Consider the following 16,772-nt stretch of genomic DNA (forward strand, 5'->3'; position numbering starts at 1 on the left):
GAGCCGGCAGTAGGAGGTGACAATGCTATTCCTCGCCTTCAGCATGGGTCCGGATCGCTACTTGATCGATGTCCACAAAATTGAAGAGGTGCTGCCCTATATCGACGTGAAAGTTCTTCCGGGTGCGCCAACTGGTGTGGTGGGTTTGGTCAGCTATAACGGAATACCCATCCCCCTGATCGATGTCACCCTTCTTGCGCTTGGCCGACCATCGGAGCGCCTGTTGAGCACCCGGATCGTTGTGACGCGCTATCCGGCGGATGATGGCGAGCGACGCCTGCTGGGGCTGATCGCGGAACGGGTGACGGATACGATCGAGCGAGACCCGGCCGATTTCGCGCCGTTCGGACTGGAACCAGGAACCCCGCCCTATCTTGGGCCGGTGGCTTCCGATGGTTTGGAGATCATTCAGTGGGTCAAAGTGGAAGCGCTGCTTTCGGAAGAGATTCGTACCGCTTTGCTCCGCCAGGCGGCAATAGGTGATCAATGACCGGAGCAATAGAAAAGCTCCTGACGGAAACCATTGGACTGGACAGTGCCAGCGTTGGTCCGACAGTGGTTCGTCAGGCGGTCAGAGAACGGATGGAAGCATGCCGGATAACCAACCCTCAGGCCTATAGGCAACACTTAGCCGGTTCCTCGCAGGAGCTGCAGGAGCTGATCAATGCGGTGGTGATCCCAGAGACCTGGTTCTTTCGCGACCGAGAAGCGTTCACGATGCTGGCGCGGCATGCGCGCGCGCACAAGCCTGCTCAGCCGATAAGAATCCTGAGCCTGCCATGTTCAACCGGCGAAGAGGCTTACTCGGTCGCCATGGCCATGTTCGATGCCGGCTTTGAGGCGCATGAGTTCAAGATCGATGGCGTGGACGTCAGCAGCCGCAATATCGCGACGGCTGAACACGCCATCTATGGCCGCAATTCGTTTCGCGGCAGCCATTTAGAATTCAAGGATCGCTATTTCGAAGCGGCCGAGGGCGGGTTGCGGCCTGTTGCTGGGGTGCTGAAACAGGTTCGGTTCATGGTAGGAAACTTGTTCGGTTCTCACGCGCCTTTCGGGCAAGAGGTCTATGACATCCTGCTTTGCCGCAATTTGCTGATCTATTTCAATCGAGAGCTGCAGGATCGCGCATTGATCTGCCTGAAGGACCTGCTGGCCAAAGACGGACTTCTTCTGGTCGGTCCGGCGGAAGCAGCTCTTCCAAGGGTGCATGGCTTTCTTTCCGCTGAATGGCCATTGGCCTTCGCCTTTCTGAAATCGGAGCCCGTCAAGACCACGGCGCCGAAGGTTTCGGCCGCCGTCCCGGTGCGGACGCCAAGCCCTAAGGTCAACAAGAGCGAGCCTCTTCGTCCGTTCCGACCGACAAGTGGCAATGAAGGCCGCGGGCAGGCTCCGGCCAAGCCGCTTGCACGCGCCTCGGAAAGCCTCATCGCGGTTGAACGGATCGCCAATGCAGGACGCGTAAAGGAGGCACAGGAGGTCGCCCTGGCGCATCTCAGGGAGTTCGGTCCTTCCGCAGAAATCTTCTACCTGCTGGGCCTCGTCCAGGATGCGGATGGTTCTGCACCCGAAGCCGCGCAAAGTTATCGCAAGGCGCTCTATCTCGCGCCAAATCATCGAGAAGCTCTTGTCCATCTGGCCTTGCTGCTTAGCAAGCAAGGCGACCATAACGGCGCCGAGGCGCTGGCCGGCCGGCTGGGTCGGGTCCAGAAAAGGAGCGGCAGTTGATGGCGGCTTCGACAAGGATCGCTCAGCCGGTGGAGGAGATCGAAATCAACGACTGCTGGCGGCAAATAGGCGTACGGGGTGACAAGTCATGTCCGCTACTAGAGCAGCATCTCCACTGCCGCAATTGCCCGACCTACAAGAAGATCGCACGACGCCTCCTCGACCGTGCAGCTCCCTCGGCATCTCGCGACGAATGGCCTGACAAGGCTGGTCGTGCAGGGATCGATTCGGCAGACAGCGACGCGCTGCAGACGGCCGTTCTCTTCCGTTTGGGGGAGGAATGGCTGGCACTTCCGGTCGGTATTTTTCATGAAGTGGCTGAATCTCGTCGCGTTCATTCACTTCCACATCGCAGGAACAGTGCACTGCTCGGCATTGCGAATGTCCGTGGTGAATTGCTTATTTGCCTGTCCCTGGCCGAATTGCTCGGGATAGACGAGCGCAAGGAAGGGGAACAAGGCACACGAACCAAGGTATTTCGCCGCCTTGTCGTGGTAGGCGAGCGCGACAAGCGGGTTGCTTTTATGGTTGATGAGATCCACGGCTTACATCGGTACCAGGAACGCGACACTCTCGCTGTTCCGGCCATGATTGGCAAGGCACTGTCGGCCGCTACGGTTGCCGTGCTGCCATGGCAAGGACGAGCCGTTGGCTGTCTCGATCCACGACAACTGCTCACGATGCTGGATCGGAGCATCGCATGACAGATGAAGACTTCAGCCAGGTTTCGATGCTCAGCCTCTTCCAGGCCGAACTGGAGACGCAGTCACGGGCTCTGACCTCTGGACTTCTGGCACTCGAACGCGATCCTATCGCCGCCGACGCCCTGGAAGCATGCATGCGTGCCGCGCATTCCCTGAAAGGAGCTGCCCGCATCATCGACCTGATGCCCGCAGTCAAAGTTGCAAATGCGATGGAAGACTGCCTGGTCGCAGCGCAACGCGGGCATCTGAGGGTGCGACGGGAGCATATAGACGCGCTTCTGCAAGGTTCTGACCTTTTGAAATTGATCGCATCGGGATCATCGAGCGAAAGCGCCAACTCAGAAGTCGAAACCTTTCTCGCGAAGTTCGAGGGGTTGTCCCTCCCCCAGGCAAAGCCCGGGCCCCAAGATTCTGCAGCTGATTTCGCAACTCCAGATCATGCCCAGGAGCAACTGGCGACGACCTCTTCAGCGAACCTCCTCGTTGGGGCGGTGCCGCAAGCCCACGGCAGCATCAGCTCTGATAGAATGGTTCGGGTGACGGCAGACAGCCTGAACCGATTGCTCGGGCTGGCTGGCGAGTCGCTGATGGAAGCTCGGCGGCTCAGGCCATTCGCTGACGGGCTGCTACGGCTGAAGCGACTTCAATCGGACCTCGCAAGTGCATTCGACAATCTTCATGCAGTGCTGCCGCCGGTTTCAAACGATGCGGCGGTGGTGGAGGCGCTGGCTGAAGCGCAGCGAAAGCTTCGGTTGAGCCAAGCGTTCCTGGCGGAGCGTTTCGATGAGTTGGATTCAGTGGATCGGAAAGCGACCGATCTTGCCAACAGATTGTACGACGAAACGTTGGCGAGCCGGATGCGGCCTTTTGAGGACGGCGTGCGACACTATGCGAGAATGATCCGCGACCTCGGTCGTACCCTTGGCAAGCGGGTGCGACTGGAGATCGTAGGCGGCTCGACCGGCATCGACCGCGATATCCTCGAGCAGCTCGATGCCCCTTTGGGGCACCTTCTGCGCAACGCTGTAGACCATGGGCTTGAACCGCCTGAGGAGCGCCTCGCGATGGGCAAACCCGAAGAGGGGCTCATCAGGCTCGAAGCGAGGCACAATGCCGGGCTGCTGCAGATAGCCGTGGTGGACGACGGCAGGGGGATAGAGCTCTCGAAGCTGCGCGAGGCCGTCGTCGCCCGGCAACTTGCAACCAGGGAAAGTGCTGAAACACTCAGCGAAAGCGAATTGCTCGCGTTTCTGTTTCTGCCAGGCTTTTCCATGAAAGCGGGCCTTACCGACGTCTCAGGTCGCGGTGTGGGGCTCGATGCAGTGCAAGCCATGACGAAGGAAGTCCGGGGAGTCGCAAGCGTCTCCTCAGAATTTGGCCACGGAACCCGATTTCAACTGCAATTGCCGCTGACACTGTCGGTCCTCCGCACGCTGCTCGTCGATGTCGATGGAGAGCCCTATGCTTTTCCACTCGCTGCCATTTCCAAGACTTTGAAACTGCAACGGACGGAGATCAACGTCCTGCAGGGCCGGCCGCATTTTCGATTGAACGATCGACAGATCGGGCTGGTCACCGCTCGCGAGGTGCTCGATCGAGGTGAGCCCGGATCGGAACCGAACGAACTATCGGTCGTCGTCGTGGATGCGGGTCGGGGCGATGCGTACGGCCTGATCGTTGACCGTTTTCTCGGGGAACGCGAGTTAGTGATCAGACCTCTCGATCCACGGTTTGCCAAGATCAAGGACATCAGCGCAGCGGCCCTGATGGAAGACGGTTCGCCTGTTCTGATCTTCGACGTCGACGATCTGATCCGATCGGTGGAAAAGCTTGCATCGTCCAGCGGATTTCGAGCTCTTCGGCGCGCCGCGGGCGGTCCCGAAGCGAGCAGGCGCAAGCGCGTGCTCGTGATTGACGATTCACTGACGGTTCGCGAACTCCAGCGCAAGATGCTCGGCAATTACGGTTATGAGGTCGAAGTGGCGGTAGACGGCATGGACGGGTGGAATGCCGTCCGGTCTGGTCCTTTCGATCTCGTCGTCACCGACATCGACATGCCTCGCATGGATGGCATCGAGCTGGTGAGTTTGATCAGAAAGGATGCTGATCTCAAGAACACACCCATTATGATCGTTTCATACAAGGATCGGGAAGAAGATCGCGCGCGCGGGCTCGACGCAGGTGCGGACTATTATCTGACCAAGAGTAGTTTTCAGGACGAGGCGCTGATCCATGCCGTCGTGGACATGATTGGCGAGGCGGCTGAATGAGATCGAGATTGGAAGCCAGCGAATGAGAATCGGCGTAGTTAACGACATGCCGATGGCGGTTGAACTTCTGCGTCGACTGGTTCTGTTGACCGGCGAACATCAGGTCGCGTGGATCGCGACTAATGGGCGTGAGGCGGTCGAGGTCTGCAGACGTGATCTGCCGGATCTGATACTCATGGATCTAGCGATGCCAGAGATGGACGGCGTGGAAGCGACCCGCAGAATCATGGCGGAAACCCCGTGCTCAATCTTGCTGGTGACCGCCAGTATCGAAGCCAACCTCGCCGGCGTCTACGAAGCAATGGGTCATGGCGCGCTTGACGCAGTCGATATTCCGTCAGTGGGCATCGAAGGCAACGCGTCCTCGCAATCCGCCCGGCTTTTGACGAACAAGATACTAACGATAGGCAAGCTGATCGGTGATGCGCCTACCCAGGCAAAAAGGCGGATGTCACGTGCGGCTGAGCCGTCAACTCGACGCCTGATAGCAATCGGCGCCTCTGCGGGCGGGCCGGCTGCCGTTGCCGCAGTCCTGAGCGCGTTTCCCGTTGATTTTGGCGGCGCGATTGTGCTCGTCCAGCATCTCGATGCTCAGTTCGTTCCAGGCCTTGTTGATTGGCTAGGGCAGCATACGCGTCTCCCGATCCGTCCGGCGGGGGAAAGGGATAGCCCTCAAGCGGGCACCGTTCTCGTTGCCAGTTCTGCGGATCATCTGGTTTTCAAGTCAGCTCAGCAACTTGGCTATACGCCCAGCCCCAAGGACAATGTTTATCGGCCGTCCGTAGATGTGTTCTTCGAAAGTGCGGCGCAATGGTGGCCTGGCCCGGTGATTGGTGTTCTGCTCACAGGCATGGGCAGGGATGGTGCGCGCGGGCTGAGACAGCTCCGTGACAAGGGGCATCTCACAATCGCGCAGGATAGAGCAACCAGTGCCGTCTATGGCATGCCGAAGGCCGCCGCCGACATCGGCGCGGCTGTTGATATTCTTCCTTTGGGTGCGATCGGCTCACGTATAATCGAAGCCTGCGAGCGCTCCACGTGAAAGGCCCCTTCCGATGACGCAAGAACCAGAGTTGGTCCCGCCACTCGCAGATAACTATTCATCCATGGTTCTGCTCATCGATGATCAGATCATGGTTTGCGAGGCGGTCAGGCGCGCTCTAGCCAACGAGCCCGATATTTCCTTACACTTCTGCACCGACCCGTTGAGAGCGATGACGGTCGCGGATGAGGTAAAGCCAACCGTTATCCTGCAGGATCTCGTGATGCCAGGGGTCGATGGGCTGCATCTGGTGCGAGAATACAGGAAGCATGCGTCGACACGCGCGGTGCCAGTCATTGTGCTGTCGAGCAAGGAAGATCCAGCCACCAAGGGCGAAGCCTTCGCTGCGGGCGCGAACGACTATCTCGTCAAACTGCCGGATCGTATCGAGTTGATTGCACGCATTCGATATCACACGCGGGCCTATCTGGATCACGTCCAGCGAGACTCGGCACACCGAGCGCTGAGGGAAAGCCAGCGACAGCTGATCAGTGCAAATCTAGAGCTTGAACGTCTGACGCGGATCGATGGCCTGACGGGTCTCGGCAACAGGCGCTATTTTGACGAATATCTGGCGGCTGAATGGAAACGCGCTTTTCGCGCACAGTCCCCACTGTCGCTGTTGATGATCGATGCCGACAACTTCAAACGATACAACGATACCTATGGCCATATGGCCGGCGACGATGTGCTCAAGCAAATCGCCCGCGTAATCCAGAGCGGTTCCGGCCGCTCCACCGATCTCGCTGCGCGGTACGGAGGCGAAGAGTTCGTCATCGTGTTGGTCGACACTATACTGGAACAATCCAGTGCGATCGCCGAGCGGCTCGTCCAGAGCGTGCGGGAGTTGAACATACCCCACGGCCCGGATCGCGTGACCATCAGCGTCGGCGTCGCAACAGCGGTGCCCACCGAGAACGAGACGCCAAACGATTTCGTCAATGCCGCCGATTTGGCTCTGTTTCGTGCCAAATCGGAAGGACGAAATCGTGTTGCGCTTCATATGTCCCGCAGCTAGAGAAGCTCACATCTCAGTCAACGAAGCGCGCCCTGTTCGATTTGAGGACGACCTTGGCAAAGTCGGGCATCTCGAGACCTTGCCGCACCAGGCCATCAAGAGTTTTCTCAGCCGCCCTGATGGCGGAGAGCCGGGCCAGCACAGTCTCAGCCTCCAGGCGAGGCACCACGGCGACACCGTCGCGGTCGCCGACCAGTATGTCTCCCGGCGAGATAGTCACTCCTCCCAGCACCACCGGGAATCCGACCGTGCCTGGACCATTTCGCGCAGGCGAATTCGCAATGACCCCGGCACAGTAAACCGGCAACCCGACCGCCTCGATCCCGACAACGTCGCGCACCAGGCCGTCAGTGATGAAGCCGGCGACCCCCTTGTTGCGCGCCATGCCGAGCACGAGATCGCCAGTTACCGCGGTACCGGCAAAGCTGTCGGTGGCCGCGACGATGACATCGCCACTTGCTGCGGCATCCAGTGCTCCAAACAGGGCGAGGTTGTCGGCGGGACCGCAGTGACAGGTCACGGCGACGCCGACCATCGTCGCAGTAGCTGGCGACAGTGGCTTGATCGCATAATGCAAGGCGCCGCGTCCCCCCATCGCGTCTACGACCTGGCTAACCGGCACGCCCGCAAAAGCACTGATGATTTCTGCTGCGGGCCGTTCGAAACGGCGCTTGATGGTGAGCAGTGGTGGGTCTTCAATCATGTAGCGGCCCCATTCCCTGAACGAACGAAATACAGTCCGGCCCGAGGTCGCGCAGGCTCCGCGCGCCCATCAGTCCCATGACGCGGTCGATCTCCTTGCGGTAGAGTTCGAGCACGTGGCGTACCCCCTCCTCGCCGGCGACCGCGAGCCCCCACAACTGCGGCCGCCCGATCAGACAGCACGAGGCGCCGAGCGCCAGGGCCTTGACGACGTCAGAGCCTCGCCTGATGCCGCCGTCGATAAGCACTGGTACGCGGCCGGCGACAGCCGCGACAACCGCCGTCAACGCGTCCAGGGATGCGGCGGCGCCGTCAAGCTGACGTCCCCCATGATTGGATACGATGATGCCGTCGATTCCTCGGGCTACAGCCTCGGCGGCTTCGCTGGGATGCAGGACGCCTTTCAGCAACAACGGTCCGGACCAGACAGTGCGCAGCCAGTCGACATCGGCCCAGGAGAGTCCGGGATCGAGCATTGCGGCCATTCGGCCCGCCAATGCACCGACCGTCGCCGTATCTCCGGGGCGCGCGTAGTTGCCGAAAGTCAGTTTCGGGAGTCGGGTGCGCATACGAAGAAGCCACGCCGCCTTGGTGGCGGCCGCGAGGGTTCCGGCCACACCGAAGCGCGGCGGGATGGCAAAACCGTTGCGGATGTCGCGTTCACGGTTGCCAAGCATCTGGTTATCAATGGTGAGCACCAGCGCGTCGTAGCTTGAGGCACGCGCCCGATCCACCATTTCTCGGGTGAAGCCGCGATCGGTATAGACGAACACCTGCATCCACCGTGGGCTACTTCCGGTGGCTGCTATATCCTCCAGCGTGCAGACCGATCCGTGGCTGGCGCAGTAGAATGTCCCTGCGGCCGCTGCGGCTCGGGCGGCTGCGCGCTCGCCGTCGGGCCAGAACAGCCCAGCCAGGCCGGTTGGCGCGATGCCCAGCGGGATGGCAAGTTTCGCGCCGAAGAGGTCAAGGGAAAGGTCTCGCGTCGTTGCACCGTTGAGTGGTCGCGGCAGAATGGCAACCTCGTTAAAAGCTTGCTCGTTCCGGCGCAGCGTTCGCTCATCCTCGGCACCGCCATCGGCGAAGTCGAACACCGGGCGTGGCAAAGTCCGCCGCGCGGCGACGCGGACCGCGGCCACGCTGTACAGGCACTTCAACGCCGCCATCGAAGCAGACGATGCCGCACCGCCGGCACCGCGGTCATCGCCTGTGTTTGAGGCGGACGAGGAGCTACTCACGGTTGCTTTCCGCCGATGCGACCATGATGCGTCGGTCCACCGCCTCCCGGAACACGCACGCAGGAGAGTGTTCCCTCAAAGGAGGGATCGCTGCCGGTCGCCAGCACGCCGGCATTTGTCACCCAAAGCATCTCGCCCGAGAAGACGCAGTTGGTCGTTGCCTTGCCGCAGACGAAGAAACCCTCCGCTGTGCCGTTGGGCTTCAGAACGTGAATGCCGTTGGCGGCAATATCCGTGACATAAAGGCGGCCATCGGCTCCGACCTTCAGCCCGTCCGGGATCGGATTGGCCCCAGGCAAGCGGCCCAGGTCTTCGACGGAACCATCCGGACGCTGCCGCTTGACGCGCCCCGTATAGGACTCCCCCAAATGATCGAGCCGTCGGCTTCGATCGCCACACCATTGGGGAAGGTCGGCTTGTCGAAACCGAGAGCAAGGTAAGCACTGCCATCGGGGTTGACGGCAAAAATGTAGCTTGGGTCCGGATTCCCCGGGTTGTATGTGCCGGGATCGCTGAAGATGAGCCGGCCGTCAGCAGCAAATACAAGATCGTTTGGCCCATTGAGCCGAATGCCCGCGACTTCGCTCAGCAGGATTTCCGGCTTTCCGCCTTCGGCAACCCGCTGGATCGATGGCGTCGTCATGTCCGCGGCCCGCCAAGGTCCGGTCGTGCCGCCGTTCTGGCAGACATAGAGCAGGTCATCCGATCCGAGAACGCAGGCGTTGGGCGCTCCGGCAACATACGCGAACTGGCGAGCACTTCCGTCGCGATCTATGGCCGTCAGCTGGCTGCGATAGCTTTCGACGATGACAATTCGGCCATCGGGCAGCACCGTCGGGCCCTCGGGCCAGCCAAGGCCGGTCGCGACAACCTCGACGGCCAGCTTTTCAACCTCGTTCATCGTGCGACCCCCAGAACGGCAGCCTAACAAGATTTGTCGGGTATAATCCAGCCTGGCGGTCTCCGGACCCGGCGAGTCAAAGATAGCTTGGCTGACGTGCGCGTTGCTGGGCCCCCTAGGTGTTTGATCCCAGGCTTTGATGGCGCATACTTTTCGTCCGAATCAAAGGATGCGCTATGGGCCAGGTTCTTCATGGGAGCGCCACGACGACAGAGGCGATCCGTCGAGCGATACAGCATAGTCAAGAGAGCCTGAGGGCGCTGGCGAAGCGCTACGGCATCAATCAGAAGACGGTTAGGAAGTGGAGGAACCGGACGTCGGCCGCCGATCTTCCGACTGGCCCCAGAGATCCGAAGTCGACAGTGCTATCGACTGAGGAAGAGGCGGTCATCGTCGCCTTTCGGCGTTATACGCTGCTGCCACTGGACGATTGCCTCTATGCTCTCCAACCGACGATCCCGCATCTGTCGCGGTCATCCTTGCATCGCTGCCTGCAGCGTCACGGGATAGGCAGGTTGCCGGATGTCGAGGGCGACAAGCCGGCAAGGAAGAAGTTCAAGGCCTATCCAATCGGCTACTTCCATATCGACGTCGCCGAGGTCCGAACCGAGCAGGGCAAGCTGCATATGTTCGTGGCCATAGATCGGACCTCGAAGTTCGCTTTCGTCGAGCTGCACGAGAAGGCAACGACAGCGGTCTCCGCCGATTTCCTGCGCCATCTTCTTGATGCTGTCCCTTACAAGATCCACACAGTGCTTACCGACAACGGCATTCAGTTCACGACCCCAGGTGCCGGCGGCTCGGCCGTTCCGCTGATCAAGGAAGCCATGGCGGCGGGAGAAATCATATGGGCGCACGCCTTCGAACATACTTGCGCCAAGGCCGATATCGACCACCGAACGACAAAGCCAAGGCACCCATGGACCAACGGCCAGGTCGAACGCATGAACCGCACGATCAAGGATGCGACCGTCAAACGCTTCTACTACGAGAGCCATGACCAACTGCGCCAGCATCTCGCCGATTTCGTCTTAGCCTATAATTTCGGCCGTCGACTGAAGATCCTCAAGGGCCTCACGCCCTTTGAATACATCTGCAAAATCTGGACAAAAGAGCCCGAACGATTCAGGCTCGATCCAACCCATCAAACCTTGGGACTAAACACCTAGGCCGCCCCCCCACCCCGGCGCCGGTGAACCCCGACGGGCGGAGGCCTATGGCTACAGCGCGAGCCGATCGGTGTCTACATAGCTCGGTAGCACTGGCTTGCTCCTCCAGGTTGGGTGGCAGGATTAGGTGCTGCTGAGGCCAGCGTGCAAGGAACAAGTGCAGGTGGAGAAGGTTGAATCTCAGTTCCTCTCCCTCTAACACTCACAAAGTCCAACAATTCTCTGCTCCGCTGCCAGGCGCTCTTGAGCCGAGCGTTTGCAGGGCGTGCGTGTGGCCAAAAGCTGGGGAGCGCCGCAGCGCCCAGGCGTGCAAATTGCTCTCTGAACGCCGATCCTTCTCCGAAGCTGGGGAGTAGCCCCAAAATCCAACAGCAATATCATGCCTCAACGGCGGTTTTGCCACTGCCAGTTTTGCGGTTCGCTCGCCTGTCAAAAGGGACAGTCTTTCGGGTCACGATCCGGAGTGGGTTTGCCAAGGCTCCCGGAATCGAGGTGGCTCACTTTTGCGTCGGGGCTCCGCCACTCTTCAGATCAAAAGCAACCAGCACCAATACGCACCAATCACCATTTGCACAGCGAACGCGGTGAACCTGAGACTGACCGCGAGTTGGCTGGTTGAGACGAGGTGGATCACCGACTGCACTATACGTGCGCCTAACATCGTGGAGGCCAAGGGATCCGTGACATCTGTCTTTGAAATGATGATCGCGACTCCGAGCAGACCTCCGAAGATTGGAAGCCCTTCAATGCAGTTGGCGTGGGCACGGGCTAACCTCCGCATAAACGGGGAGAGGGCTCCGTTATCTGGCGTAAAGCCGTTTGCCGGGACTTGCCCAGAGATCACCAGGTAGCTCCGGATAACTTCCATCACGATCAGCAGGGCCAGCGCCCACGAGATGAAGCCAATCAATGCGTAAGCACTCGCCGACATGTGCCCTCCCCGTTGCTAGCACTCTAGGTCGTTGTAGCCGATCAACTAGTCTAATGCTATTCGACGAGGAGGGGCGGCCTGTAGTGGGGCCGAAACGGAATAGCAGCTTTTGGACGTTGTGCCCGGAATAGCTGCCGTTCAGCCAATCAGCAGTGATTGACCGCTTTCGCCCTTTAGCGACCCTTCCGCGCCAGATCAGTCGATGCTTGAAGCTGCCATTCGCAGAGTGAAAGCGGCGTCGAGCATGGCCAGAAAGGCGCGCACGGCGGGGTTGGCGCGTCGGCTTGCCGGCCAGAGCACGGTGACATTGTTTCGCTCGACCGCGAACGTGGACAGCACTGGGACCAGTTCGCCGCGCTTCACATAGGGAGCCGCCATGAAGGAGGCGCCTATGCCTATCCCACCGCCGGCTGCCAGCATGATGAGCACGGCATCGCTGGCATCGGCGACCACACCGGAATTGGGCACGATCTCGATTTCACGGTCGCCAATCCGGAAGGGCCAGCGAAAGGCCTGGCCTGTGCTCTGATATCGAAGGTTGACGGTGTCGTGCCCTTCCAGGTGATCGGGATGGGTCGGTGTGCCGCGTTCCTCGAGATAGGCTGGCGAGGCGAAGCAGCAAAGCCGATGGGGTGCGAGCTTGCGTGATAGTAGCCGGGTGTCAGCCAGATCACCGATGCGTATGGCGACATCGATCCCTTCCTCGATCATGTCCACCATCTGGTCACCCAGCCTGAGATCGACGATCAGGTTCGGATGGAGCCGACGGAAAGCCGGTAAAGCCGGAGCGATCAGATGCAGTCCGATCGGCAGCGACGCGGCCACGCGCAACGTGCCCGATGGTTCGGAGCGCGCGGTCATTGCCGCCTGCTCTATTTCCTCGGCCTCGCGTAGCAGACGCAGCGCGCGCTCATGCAGGTCGCGCCCTTCGGGCGTGAAGGTGAGCGAGCGCGTTGTACGGGTAAACAGCGACACTCCTAAATGCCGCTCGAGCCGCTGGACGCTCTTGCTGACCGCCGACGGGGAAATCGACAGCGCGCGCGCCGCTGCCGTGTAGCTGCCGAGCGATCCCGCACGCGCGAAGGCGATGATGCCAGTGAGCCGATCCAAAGTGATATGTTCCGCCATGGCATTACTTAACCGCCATCGGCACCGATTATCAACCGGCGGTCATGCCGCTAGATTCGCTCCAATGACATGGATGAGCGGAGATTTCACCAATGAGCGATAAGATGAAGGCAGTCCGTCTGCACGCATTCGGTGGTCCCGAGATGCTGGTGTACGAAGACGCGCCTAGGCCGGGTGTGAAGCCCGGCGAGGTGCTTGTCCGAGTCCAGGCGGCCGGGCTTAATCCGCCCGACTGGTATCTGCGGGATGGCTATCGCGCACTGCCGCCAGAATGGCGACCCAACGCGTCCTTCCCACTGATTCTCGGCACGGACGTGTCGGGCGTCATTGAAGCGGTTGGCGCTGACGCCGCTGAGTTCAGCATCGGTGACGAGGTCTACGCAATGGTTCGCTTCCCCGATAACTTGATGACGGGTAGCAATGCCTACGCGCATTATGTCAGTGTGCCGGCATCGCATGTTGCGTTGAAACCAGCCGGCATCGACCATATTCATGCGGCTGGTGCGCCGATGTCGCTTCTGACGGCATGGCAGTTCTTGATCGAACTTGGCCACGACGAGCCGAATCCGTTCCAGCCCTTACCGCATGAGCCGGTGCCCCTCGACGGCAAGACGGTGCTCATCAATGGTGCCGGAGGCGGTGTCGGGCATCTGGCCGTCCAGTTGGCGAAATGGCGGGGCGCGCGCGTCATCGCGGTGACATCGGCCAAGAACGAGGCGCTGATGCGCGATCTCGGCGTGGATCAATTCATCGACTACAAGACAACCGCGGCGGAAGATGTCGTTCGAGACGTCGACCTTGTCCTCGACGCGGTGGGCGGCGCGGACATGGAGCGCTTCTTCCATGTTCTGAAGCCGGGCGGCGCGCTGTTCCTGGTCAACCCACTGGGCTTCGCTGGTCACGAAGAGACAGAGAGGCTGGGGATCACGGTCTCATCCACACAGGTTCGATCCAATGGCGCGCAGTTGGCAAAAGCCGCCCGCCTGCTCGACGACGGCCTTGTGCGTGTCGTCATCGACAGCACATTCCCGCTGGCCGAGGCATCGCGCGCACATGAGCGCGCCGCCGACGGCAGTATTCAAGGCAAGATCGTGCTGGCCGTCTGAATTGTTGCTTTCAGTCCGAACGACCATCGGGAGTGCAGACGATCGGGCGCGATTACGCCGTTTAGCCGACGAAGACCACCGACCGACGTCCGGCTGAATCGTGCTCGACTACAAGTGCCGCGATGGCTGCCGCGATCTTCGCGCCGCCTTGCACTGACGGTTCGATAGGATTGGCGAAGTCCGCGTCCTCATTCGATACCAAGCGCAGGTCGACGAGCGGCAAACCGCGCGAGAACGCCGCCCGGGTGATGACGTCGTTGAGGACCGTCAGGGCAGTTGCGGCAAGTCTACGACGCTATGGGTCGGGAAAGCGCGCCTCGTAGATCGTGCAGACAGCGGTGGGTAGGTTTTGGCCCAGCGCCCCCTCGAGCATCGTACAGTAGTCGTGCTCGAATTCCTCCCGGATATCGCTGATCCTGTCCAGAACCTCGGCCACCGAACAGGCCCCCTGCTCCAGAATCCCTGCATGACGAAGAGCATCATTGCCACCGACGCTGACGACAAGATGGCTAGCATCCTGGGGGAGCCGTTCAAGCTGCCGCTCGACGCCGCTTGTGACGGCGCCGTCGACGGCGTTTACCGTTGCACGCCACCCCTCCGGCAACCGCTCCCGCAGCTGCCGCACTACGTCGGGCCCGTGCGCGACATAGGCAGCGTTGTCAAAGATCGAATCCCCGAGAAGGACGACGTGTGGCATCGGATGCTCCGTTGAGGCCTCTGCCAATGCTGCATCAGCAGAGGAGGTAAGGTGGTGGGTTGTGACCGCGGCAGCGAGCACGGTCAGGAGATCACGGCGAGTCAGGCCACCTACAGAACGGAACGGCATCTCAGCCGTCCAGGAACGCCAGAAGCGCGGCATTCACCGCGCTGGCCTCTTCGCGCTGTTCCCAATGCGTCGCCTTCTCGAACGTCTGCAGGCCCCGATCGTTGCAAAGGGCCAGACTGCGCTCGGCCAGGCCATATTCCAGAGCTTGGTCCTGCATCCCCCACAGTACAAGGGTCGGCGTCGTGATCCGCTCATTCAGGCTTGGGCGGAAGCGCAGCGCCCGATACCAGTTGAGCATGCCTGTCAGCGCCCCCGGCCGTTCCCAGGCCTGCCGATACTCTGCGATTTCCTCCGCCGTGAAGGCATCTGTTCGGCTGGATTTGATGAGCGCCCGTGCCAGCAGAGCCGAGCGCCCCGCCCCCAGAAAAGCCTCCGGCAGCAAGGGGAACTGGAAGAAGGCCGCATAGCTGCTCCGCAGGAACTGGGTCGGAGATCGCAAGGAATGGGCAAGCAGCACCTCGGGATGGGGCGCGTTCAGGATGACGAGCCTTTCCAGGCGGTGCGGCAGCTTTGCGCCTGCGGCCCAGGCGACGATACCGCCCCAGTAAATGACCGACGAGGTGAAACCTTCCGATGCCGAGCGCGTCGGCGATGGCAACGACATCGCCGACGAGCTTGGGGAGCGTGTATTCACGGATGGCTTTCGGCTTGTCACTGGTGTTGTAGCCCCTCTGGTCGGGAACGATGACCCGGAACCGGCGGTAGCGAGCGCATCGATCTGCCGTCTCCAGCCGATCCAGAAGTCGCCGGGAGCAGTCTGTCCCGGTCCAGCCGCTAGGCTGGCAGCAGCGGAGGCGTCGATCAAAGTGAATACCTCGCGGAGTTGACGAGGAGTTCTGATAGGCAAGTTTCAATTTCGCGCTTTTTCCCGAAAATTCGAGAGCGTGAGGAATTGAAACCATTCGTTGATTAATCAGGGGTTTTCGCCGGCCTGTCACGCCGGAGGTCGCGGGTTCGCGCCCCGTCACTCGCGCCATTTCTCCTCAGGAGAAATGTGACATAATCGTCTAGAATCATGGTCTTGCATGTGGAAATTCAGATCCGGTCGGATCTGAATTCGGTCTCTCCCGCAACGACGTCACCCCTTGGCCAGCAGCGCCTCGACCTCCTGCAGCGTCGGCATGGATGGCGCCGTACCCGGCCTTGTCACCGAAATGCCGGCGACGGCGCAGGCGAAGCGGACGGCTTGCAGCGGCTCCACGCCTTTGGCGAGTGCTGCGGCCAGGCCACCATTGAAGGCATCACCCGCACCAGTGGTTTCAACCACCGGGCCAGCACTGACCACGGGAACATGGTCGGAACGGTTCGCCGTGTGCAGCAGCGCGCCTTTTTCGCCGAGCGTGATGATGACCGAGCCGACGCCCTTTTTGAGCAGGCTGTCGGCGGCGCGGCGAGCCTCGTCGATCGAAGAAACCTTGATGCCGGTCAGCTCTTCGGCCTCGGTCTCGTTGGGGGTGACATAGTCGCAAAGCGTATAGATGCGGTCCGGCAGCTTGGCCGCCGGCGCCGGATTGAGGATGGTGGTCACCCCTGCACCGCGCGCGATTTCGAGTGCGCGCAGTGCCGCGTCGATCGGCTGTTCGAGCTGGGTGACGAAGACGCCGGCGCCGCCGATCAGGCCGGCGTTGGCCTCGATGTCTTCAGGCGAGATCAGCATCGCCGCACCCGGGCTGACGATGATGGCGTTGTTGCCGGTTGTCTCCTCGATGAAGATATAGGCCGCGCCGGTATAGCTTTGCGGCGTCTCGATGACGGCGGATTTGACGCTCGCCTCTGCCCAGGTCGCCTTGGCCATGTCGGCGAAAGCATCGACGCCAAGCCGGGTCAGGAAGGTGACGTCCGCGCCGAGCTTGCCTGCCGCCACCGCCTGGTTCGAGCCCTTGCCGCCCGGTCCCAGCTTGAAGGAATTACCAAGAATGGTTTCACCCATGCGCGGCTGTCGATCGGCGCGGTAGGCGGTGTCGGCGACGAAAACGCCCAGAATGACGACAGGTTTGCCCGACGCCATG

At 60.9% G+C, this 16,772-nt stretch carries 17 protein-coding genes and 1 pseudogene; 8 read left to right on the forward strand and 10 right to left on the reverse strand.

The annotated features are described in order from the left end of the window. Positions 1 to 22: 22 nt before the first annotated feature. The 6 genes from NLY33_RS22840 to NLY33_RS22865 all read left to right on the forward strand — a co-directional run bounded on the left by NLY33_RS22840 (position 23) and on the right by NLY33_RS22865 (position 6,762). Positions 23 to 490: a chemotaxis protein CheW gene (locus NLY33_RS22840; RefSeq protein WP_023700505.1), complete on the forward strand. Its 468-nt coding sequence runs from the start codon at positions 23 to 25 to the stop codon at positions 488 to 490. Beyond that, entirely contained in the window at positions 487 to 1,728 is a 1,242-nt protein-coding gene (locus tag NLY33_RS22845) for a CheR family methyltransferase (protein WP_023705670.1), read from the forward strand. Before NLY33_RS22840 ends, NLY33_RS22845 begins: the two co-directional genes overlap by 4 nt. Further along, positions 1,728 to 2,432: a chemotaxis protein CheW gene (locus tag NLY33_RS22850; RefSeq protein WP_023705671.1), complete on the forward strand. Its 705-nt coding sequence runs from the start codon at positions 1,728 to 1,730 to the stop codon at positions 2,430 to 2,432. The genes NLY33_RS22845 and NLY33_RS22850 overlap by 1 nt, the downstream gene beginning before the upstream one ends. Next, positions 2,429 to 4,702 carry a hybrid sensor histidine kinase/response regulator gene (locus tag NLY33_RS22855; protein WP_023705672.1) on the forward strand — a complete coding sequence of 758 codons (2,274 nt, stop codon included), beginning with the start codon at positions 2,429 to 2,431 and terminating at the stop codon, positions 4,700 to 4,702. Before NLY33_RS22850 ends, NLY33_RS22855 begins: the two co-directional genes overlap by 4 nt. Positions 4,703 to 4,724: 22 nt before the next feature. Beyond that, positions 4,725 to 5,744, forward strand: a complete 1,020-nt coding sequence (locus tag NLY33_RS22860) for a chemotaxis response regulator protein-glutamate methylesterase (protein ID WP_023705673.1) — start codon at positions 4,725 to 4,727, stop codon at positions 5,742 to 5,744. 64 nt (positions 5,745 to 5,808) lie between these two features. After that, a complete protein-coding gene (locus tag NLY33_RS22865; protein ID WP_023669440.1) occupies positions 5,809 to 6,762 on the forward strand; it encodes a response regulator in 954 nt (317 codons plus the stop codon). Positions 6,763 to 6,775: 13 nt separating this feature from the next. Here the strand turns inward: NLY33_RS22865 and NLY33_RS22870 are convergent, their stop codons facing one another. The 4 genes from NLY33_RS22870 to NLY33_RS22885 all read right to left on the reverse strand — a co-directional run bounded on the left by NLY33_RS22870 (position 6,776) and on the right by NLY33_RS22885 (position 9,603). After that, positions 6,776 to 7,465 carry an RraA family protein gene (locus tag NLY33_RS22870; protein ID WP_023682289.1) on the reverse strand — a complete coding sequence of 230 codons (690 nt, stop codon included), beginning with the start codon at positions 7,463 to 7,465 and terminating at the stop codon, positions 6,776 to 6,778. Then, a complete protein-coding gene (locus NLY33_RS22875) occupies positions 7,458 to 8,630 on the reverse strand; it encodes an alpha-hydroxy acid oxidase (protein WP_023724766.1) in 1,173 nt (390 codons plus the stop codon). The genes NLY33_RS22870 and NLY33_RS22875 overlap by 8 nt, the downstream gene beginning before the upstream one ends. A gap of 68 nt (positions 8,631 to 8,698) precedes the next feature. After that, entirely contained in the window at positions 8,699 to 9,001 is a 303-nt protein-coding gene (locus NLY33_RS22880; RefSeq protein ID WP_286439049.1) for an SMP-30/gluconolactonase/LRE family protein, read from the reverse strand. Then, positions 8,968 to 9,603 (reverse strand): SMP-30/gluconolactonase/LRE family protein, encoded by a 636-nt coding sequence (locus tag NLY33_RS22885; RefSeq protein ID WP_286439051.1) that lies wholly within the window; start codon positions 9,601 to 9,603, stop codon positions 8,968 to 8,970. Before NLY33_RS22885 ends, NLY33_RS22880 begins: the two co-directional genes overlap by 34 nt. Positions 9,604 to 9,779: 176 nt before the next feature. On the opposite strand from NLY33_RS22885, the gene NLY33_RS22890 reads away from it, so the two are divergent. Further along, complete coding sequence (locus NLY33_RS22890) at positions 9,780 to 10,772, forward strand: IS481 family transposase (protein ID WP_023709719.1); 993 nt, start codon at positions 9,780 to 9,782, stop codon at positions 10,770 to 10,772. A gap of 526 nt (positions 10,773 to 11,298) precedes the next feature. Here NLY33_RS22890 and NLY33_RS22895 read toward each other — a convergent pair. Both NLY33_RS22895 and NLY33_RS22900 read right to left on the reverse strand, forming a co-directional pair. Next, positions 11,299 to 11,703, reverse strand: a complete 405-nt coding sequence (locus NLY33_RS22895; protein WP_023708654.1) for an MAPEG family protein — start codon at positions 11,701 to 11,703, stop codon at positions 11,299 to 11,301. Positions 11,704 to 11,898: 195 nt separating this feature from the next. Further along, the gene (locus NLY33_RS22900) at positions 11,899 to 12,831 is read right to left on the reverse strand and encodes a LysR family transcriptional regulator (RefSeq protein WP_023705025.1); all 933 of its coding nucleotides are present in this window, start codon (positions 12,829 to 12,831) and stop codon (positions 11,899 to 11,901) included. A 92-nt stretch (positions 12,832 to 12,923) separates the two neighbouring features. Between NLY33_RS22900 and NLY33_RS22905 the strand changes: the two genes are divergently transcribed. Beyond that, a complete protein-coding gene (locus tag NLY33_RS22905) occupies positions 12,924 to 13,937 on the forward strand; it encodes an NADP-dependent oxidoreductase (RefSeq protein ID WP_023705026.1) in 1,014 nt (337 codons plus the stop codon). 295 nt (positions 13,938 to 14,232) lie between these two features. Here NLY33_RS22905 and NLY33_RS22910 read toward each other — a convergent pair whose 3' ends face one another. From NLY33_RS22910 to rbsK, 4 genes and pseudogenes are all read right to left on the reverse strand, one after another. Further along, positions 14,233 to 14,634 (reverse strand): GDSL-type esterase/lipase family protein, encoded by a 402-nt coding sequence (locus NLY33_RS22910; protein ID WP_245261195.1) that lies wholly within the window; start codon positions 14,632 to 14,634, stop codon positions 14,233 to 14,235. A 130-nt stretch (positions 14,635 to 14,764) separates the two neighbouring features. Then, entirely contained in the window at positions 14,765 to 15,361 is a 597-nt protein-coding gene (locus NLY33_RS22915) for an alpha/beta fold hydrolase (RefSeq protein ID WP_198023180.1), read from the reverse strand. Positions 15,362 to 15,371: 10 nt separating this feature from the next. Further along, positions 15,372 to 15,740: pseudogene (locus NLY33_RS29550) on the reverse strand (alpha/beta fold hydrolase); the annotation flags it as partial. A 101-nt stretch (positions 15,741 to 15,841) separates the two neighbouring features. Continuing rightward, positions 15,842 to 16,771 carry a ribokinase gene (rbsK, locus tag NLY33_RS22920; RefSeq protein ID WP_023705028.1) on the reverse strand — a complete coding sequence of 310 codons (930 nt, stop codon included), beginning with the start codon at positions 16,769 to 16,771 and terminating at the stop codon, positions 15,842 to 15,844. Position 16,772: the final 1 nt, after the last annotated feature.

It is taken from the genome of Mesorhizobium sp. C432A (assembly GCF_030323145.1).
Taxonomy (GTDB): domain Bacteria; phylum Pseudomonadota; class Alphaproteobacteria; order Rhizobiales; family Rhizobiaceae; genus Mesorhizobium.

Bases quoted from the DNA above. Each gene is read 5' to 3' on its own strand.
- NLY33_RS22840 (WP_023700505.1), top strand. From the start codon at position 23: ATGCTATTCCTCGCCTTCAGCATGGGTCCGGATCGCTACTTGATCGAT.
- NLY33_RS22895 (WP_023708654.1), bottom strand. From the start codon at position 11,703: ATGTCGGCGAGTGCTTACGCATTGATTGGCTTCATCTCGTGGGCGCTG.
- NLY33_RS22885 (WP_286439051.1), bottom strand. From the start codon at position 9,603: ATGAACGAGGTTGAAAAGCTGGCCGTCGAGGTTGTCGCGACCGGCCTT.
- NLY33_RS22845 (WP_023705670.1), top strand. From the start codon at position 487: ATGACCGGAGCAATAGAAAAGCTCCTGACGGAAACCATTGGACTGGAC.
- NLY33_RS22860 (WP_023705673.1), top strand. From the start codon at position 4,725: ATGAGAATCGGCGTAGTTAACGACATGCCGATGGCGGTTGAACTTCTG.
- NLY33_RS22910 (WP_245261195.1), bottom strand. From the start codon at position 14,634: ATGCCACACGTCGTCCTTCTCGGGGATTCGATCTTTGACAACGCTGCC.
- NLY33_RS22905 (WP_023705026.1), top strand. From the start codon at position 12,924: ATGAGCGATAAGATGAAGGCAGTCCGTCTGCACGCATTCGGTGGTCCC.
- NLY33_RS22870 (WP_023682289.1), bottom strand. From the start codon at position 7,465: ATGATTGAAGACCCACCACTGCTCACCATCAAGCGCCGTTTCGAACGG.
- NLY33_RS22850 (WP_023705671.1), top strand. From the start codon at position 1,728: ATGGCGGCTTCGACAAGGATCGCTCAGCCGGTGGAGGAGATCGAAATC.
- NLY33_RS22855 (WP_023705672.1), top strand. From the start codon at position 2,429: ATGACAGATGAAGACTTCAGCCAGGTTTCGATGCTCAGCCTCTTCCAG.
- NLY33_RS22865 (WP_023669440.1), top strand. From the start codon at position 5,809: ATGGTTCTGCTCATCGATGATCAGATCATGGTTTGCGAGGCGGTCAGG.
- NLY33_RS22900 (WP_023705025.1), bottom strand. From the start codon at position 12,831: ATGGCGGAACATATCACTTTGGATCGGCTCACTGGCATCATCGCCTTC.
- NLY33_RS22875 (WP_023724766.1), bottom strand. From the start codon at position 8,630: ATGGCGGCGTTGAAGTGCCTGTACAGCGTGGCCGCGGTCCGCGTCGCC.
- rbsK (WP_023705028.1), bottom strand. From the start codon at position 16,771: ATGGCGTCGGGCAAACCTGTCGTCATTCTGGGCGTTTTCGTCGCCGAC.
- NLY33_RS22890 (WP_023709719.1), top strand. From the start codon at position 9,780: ATGGGCCAGGTTCTTCATGGGAGCGCCACGACGACAGAGGCGATCCGT.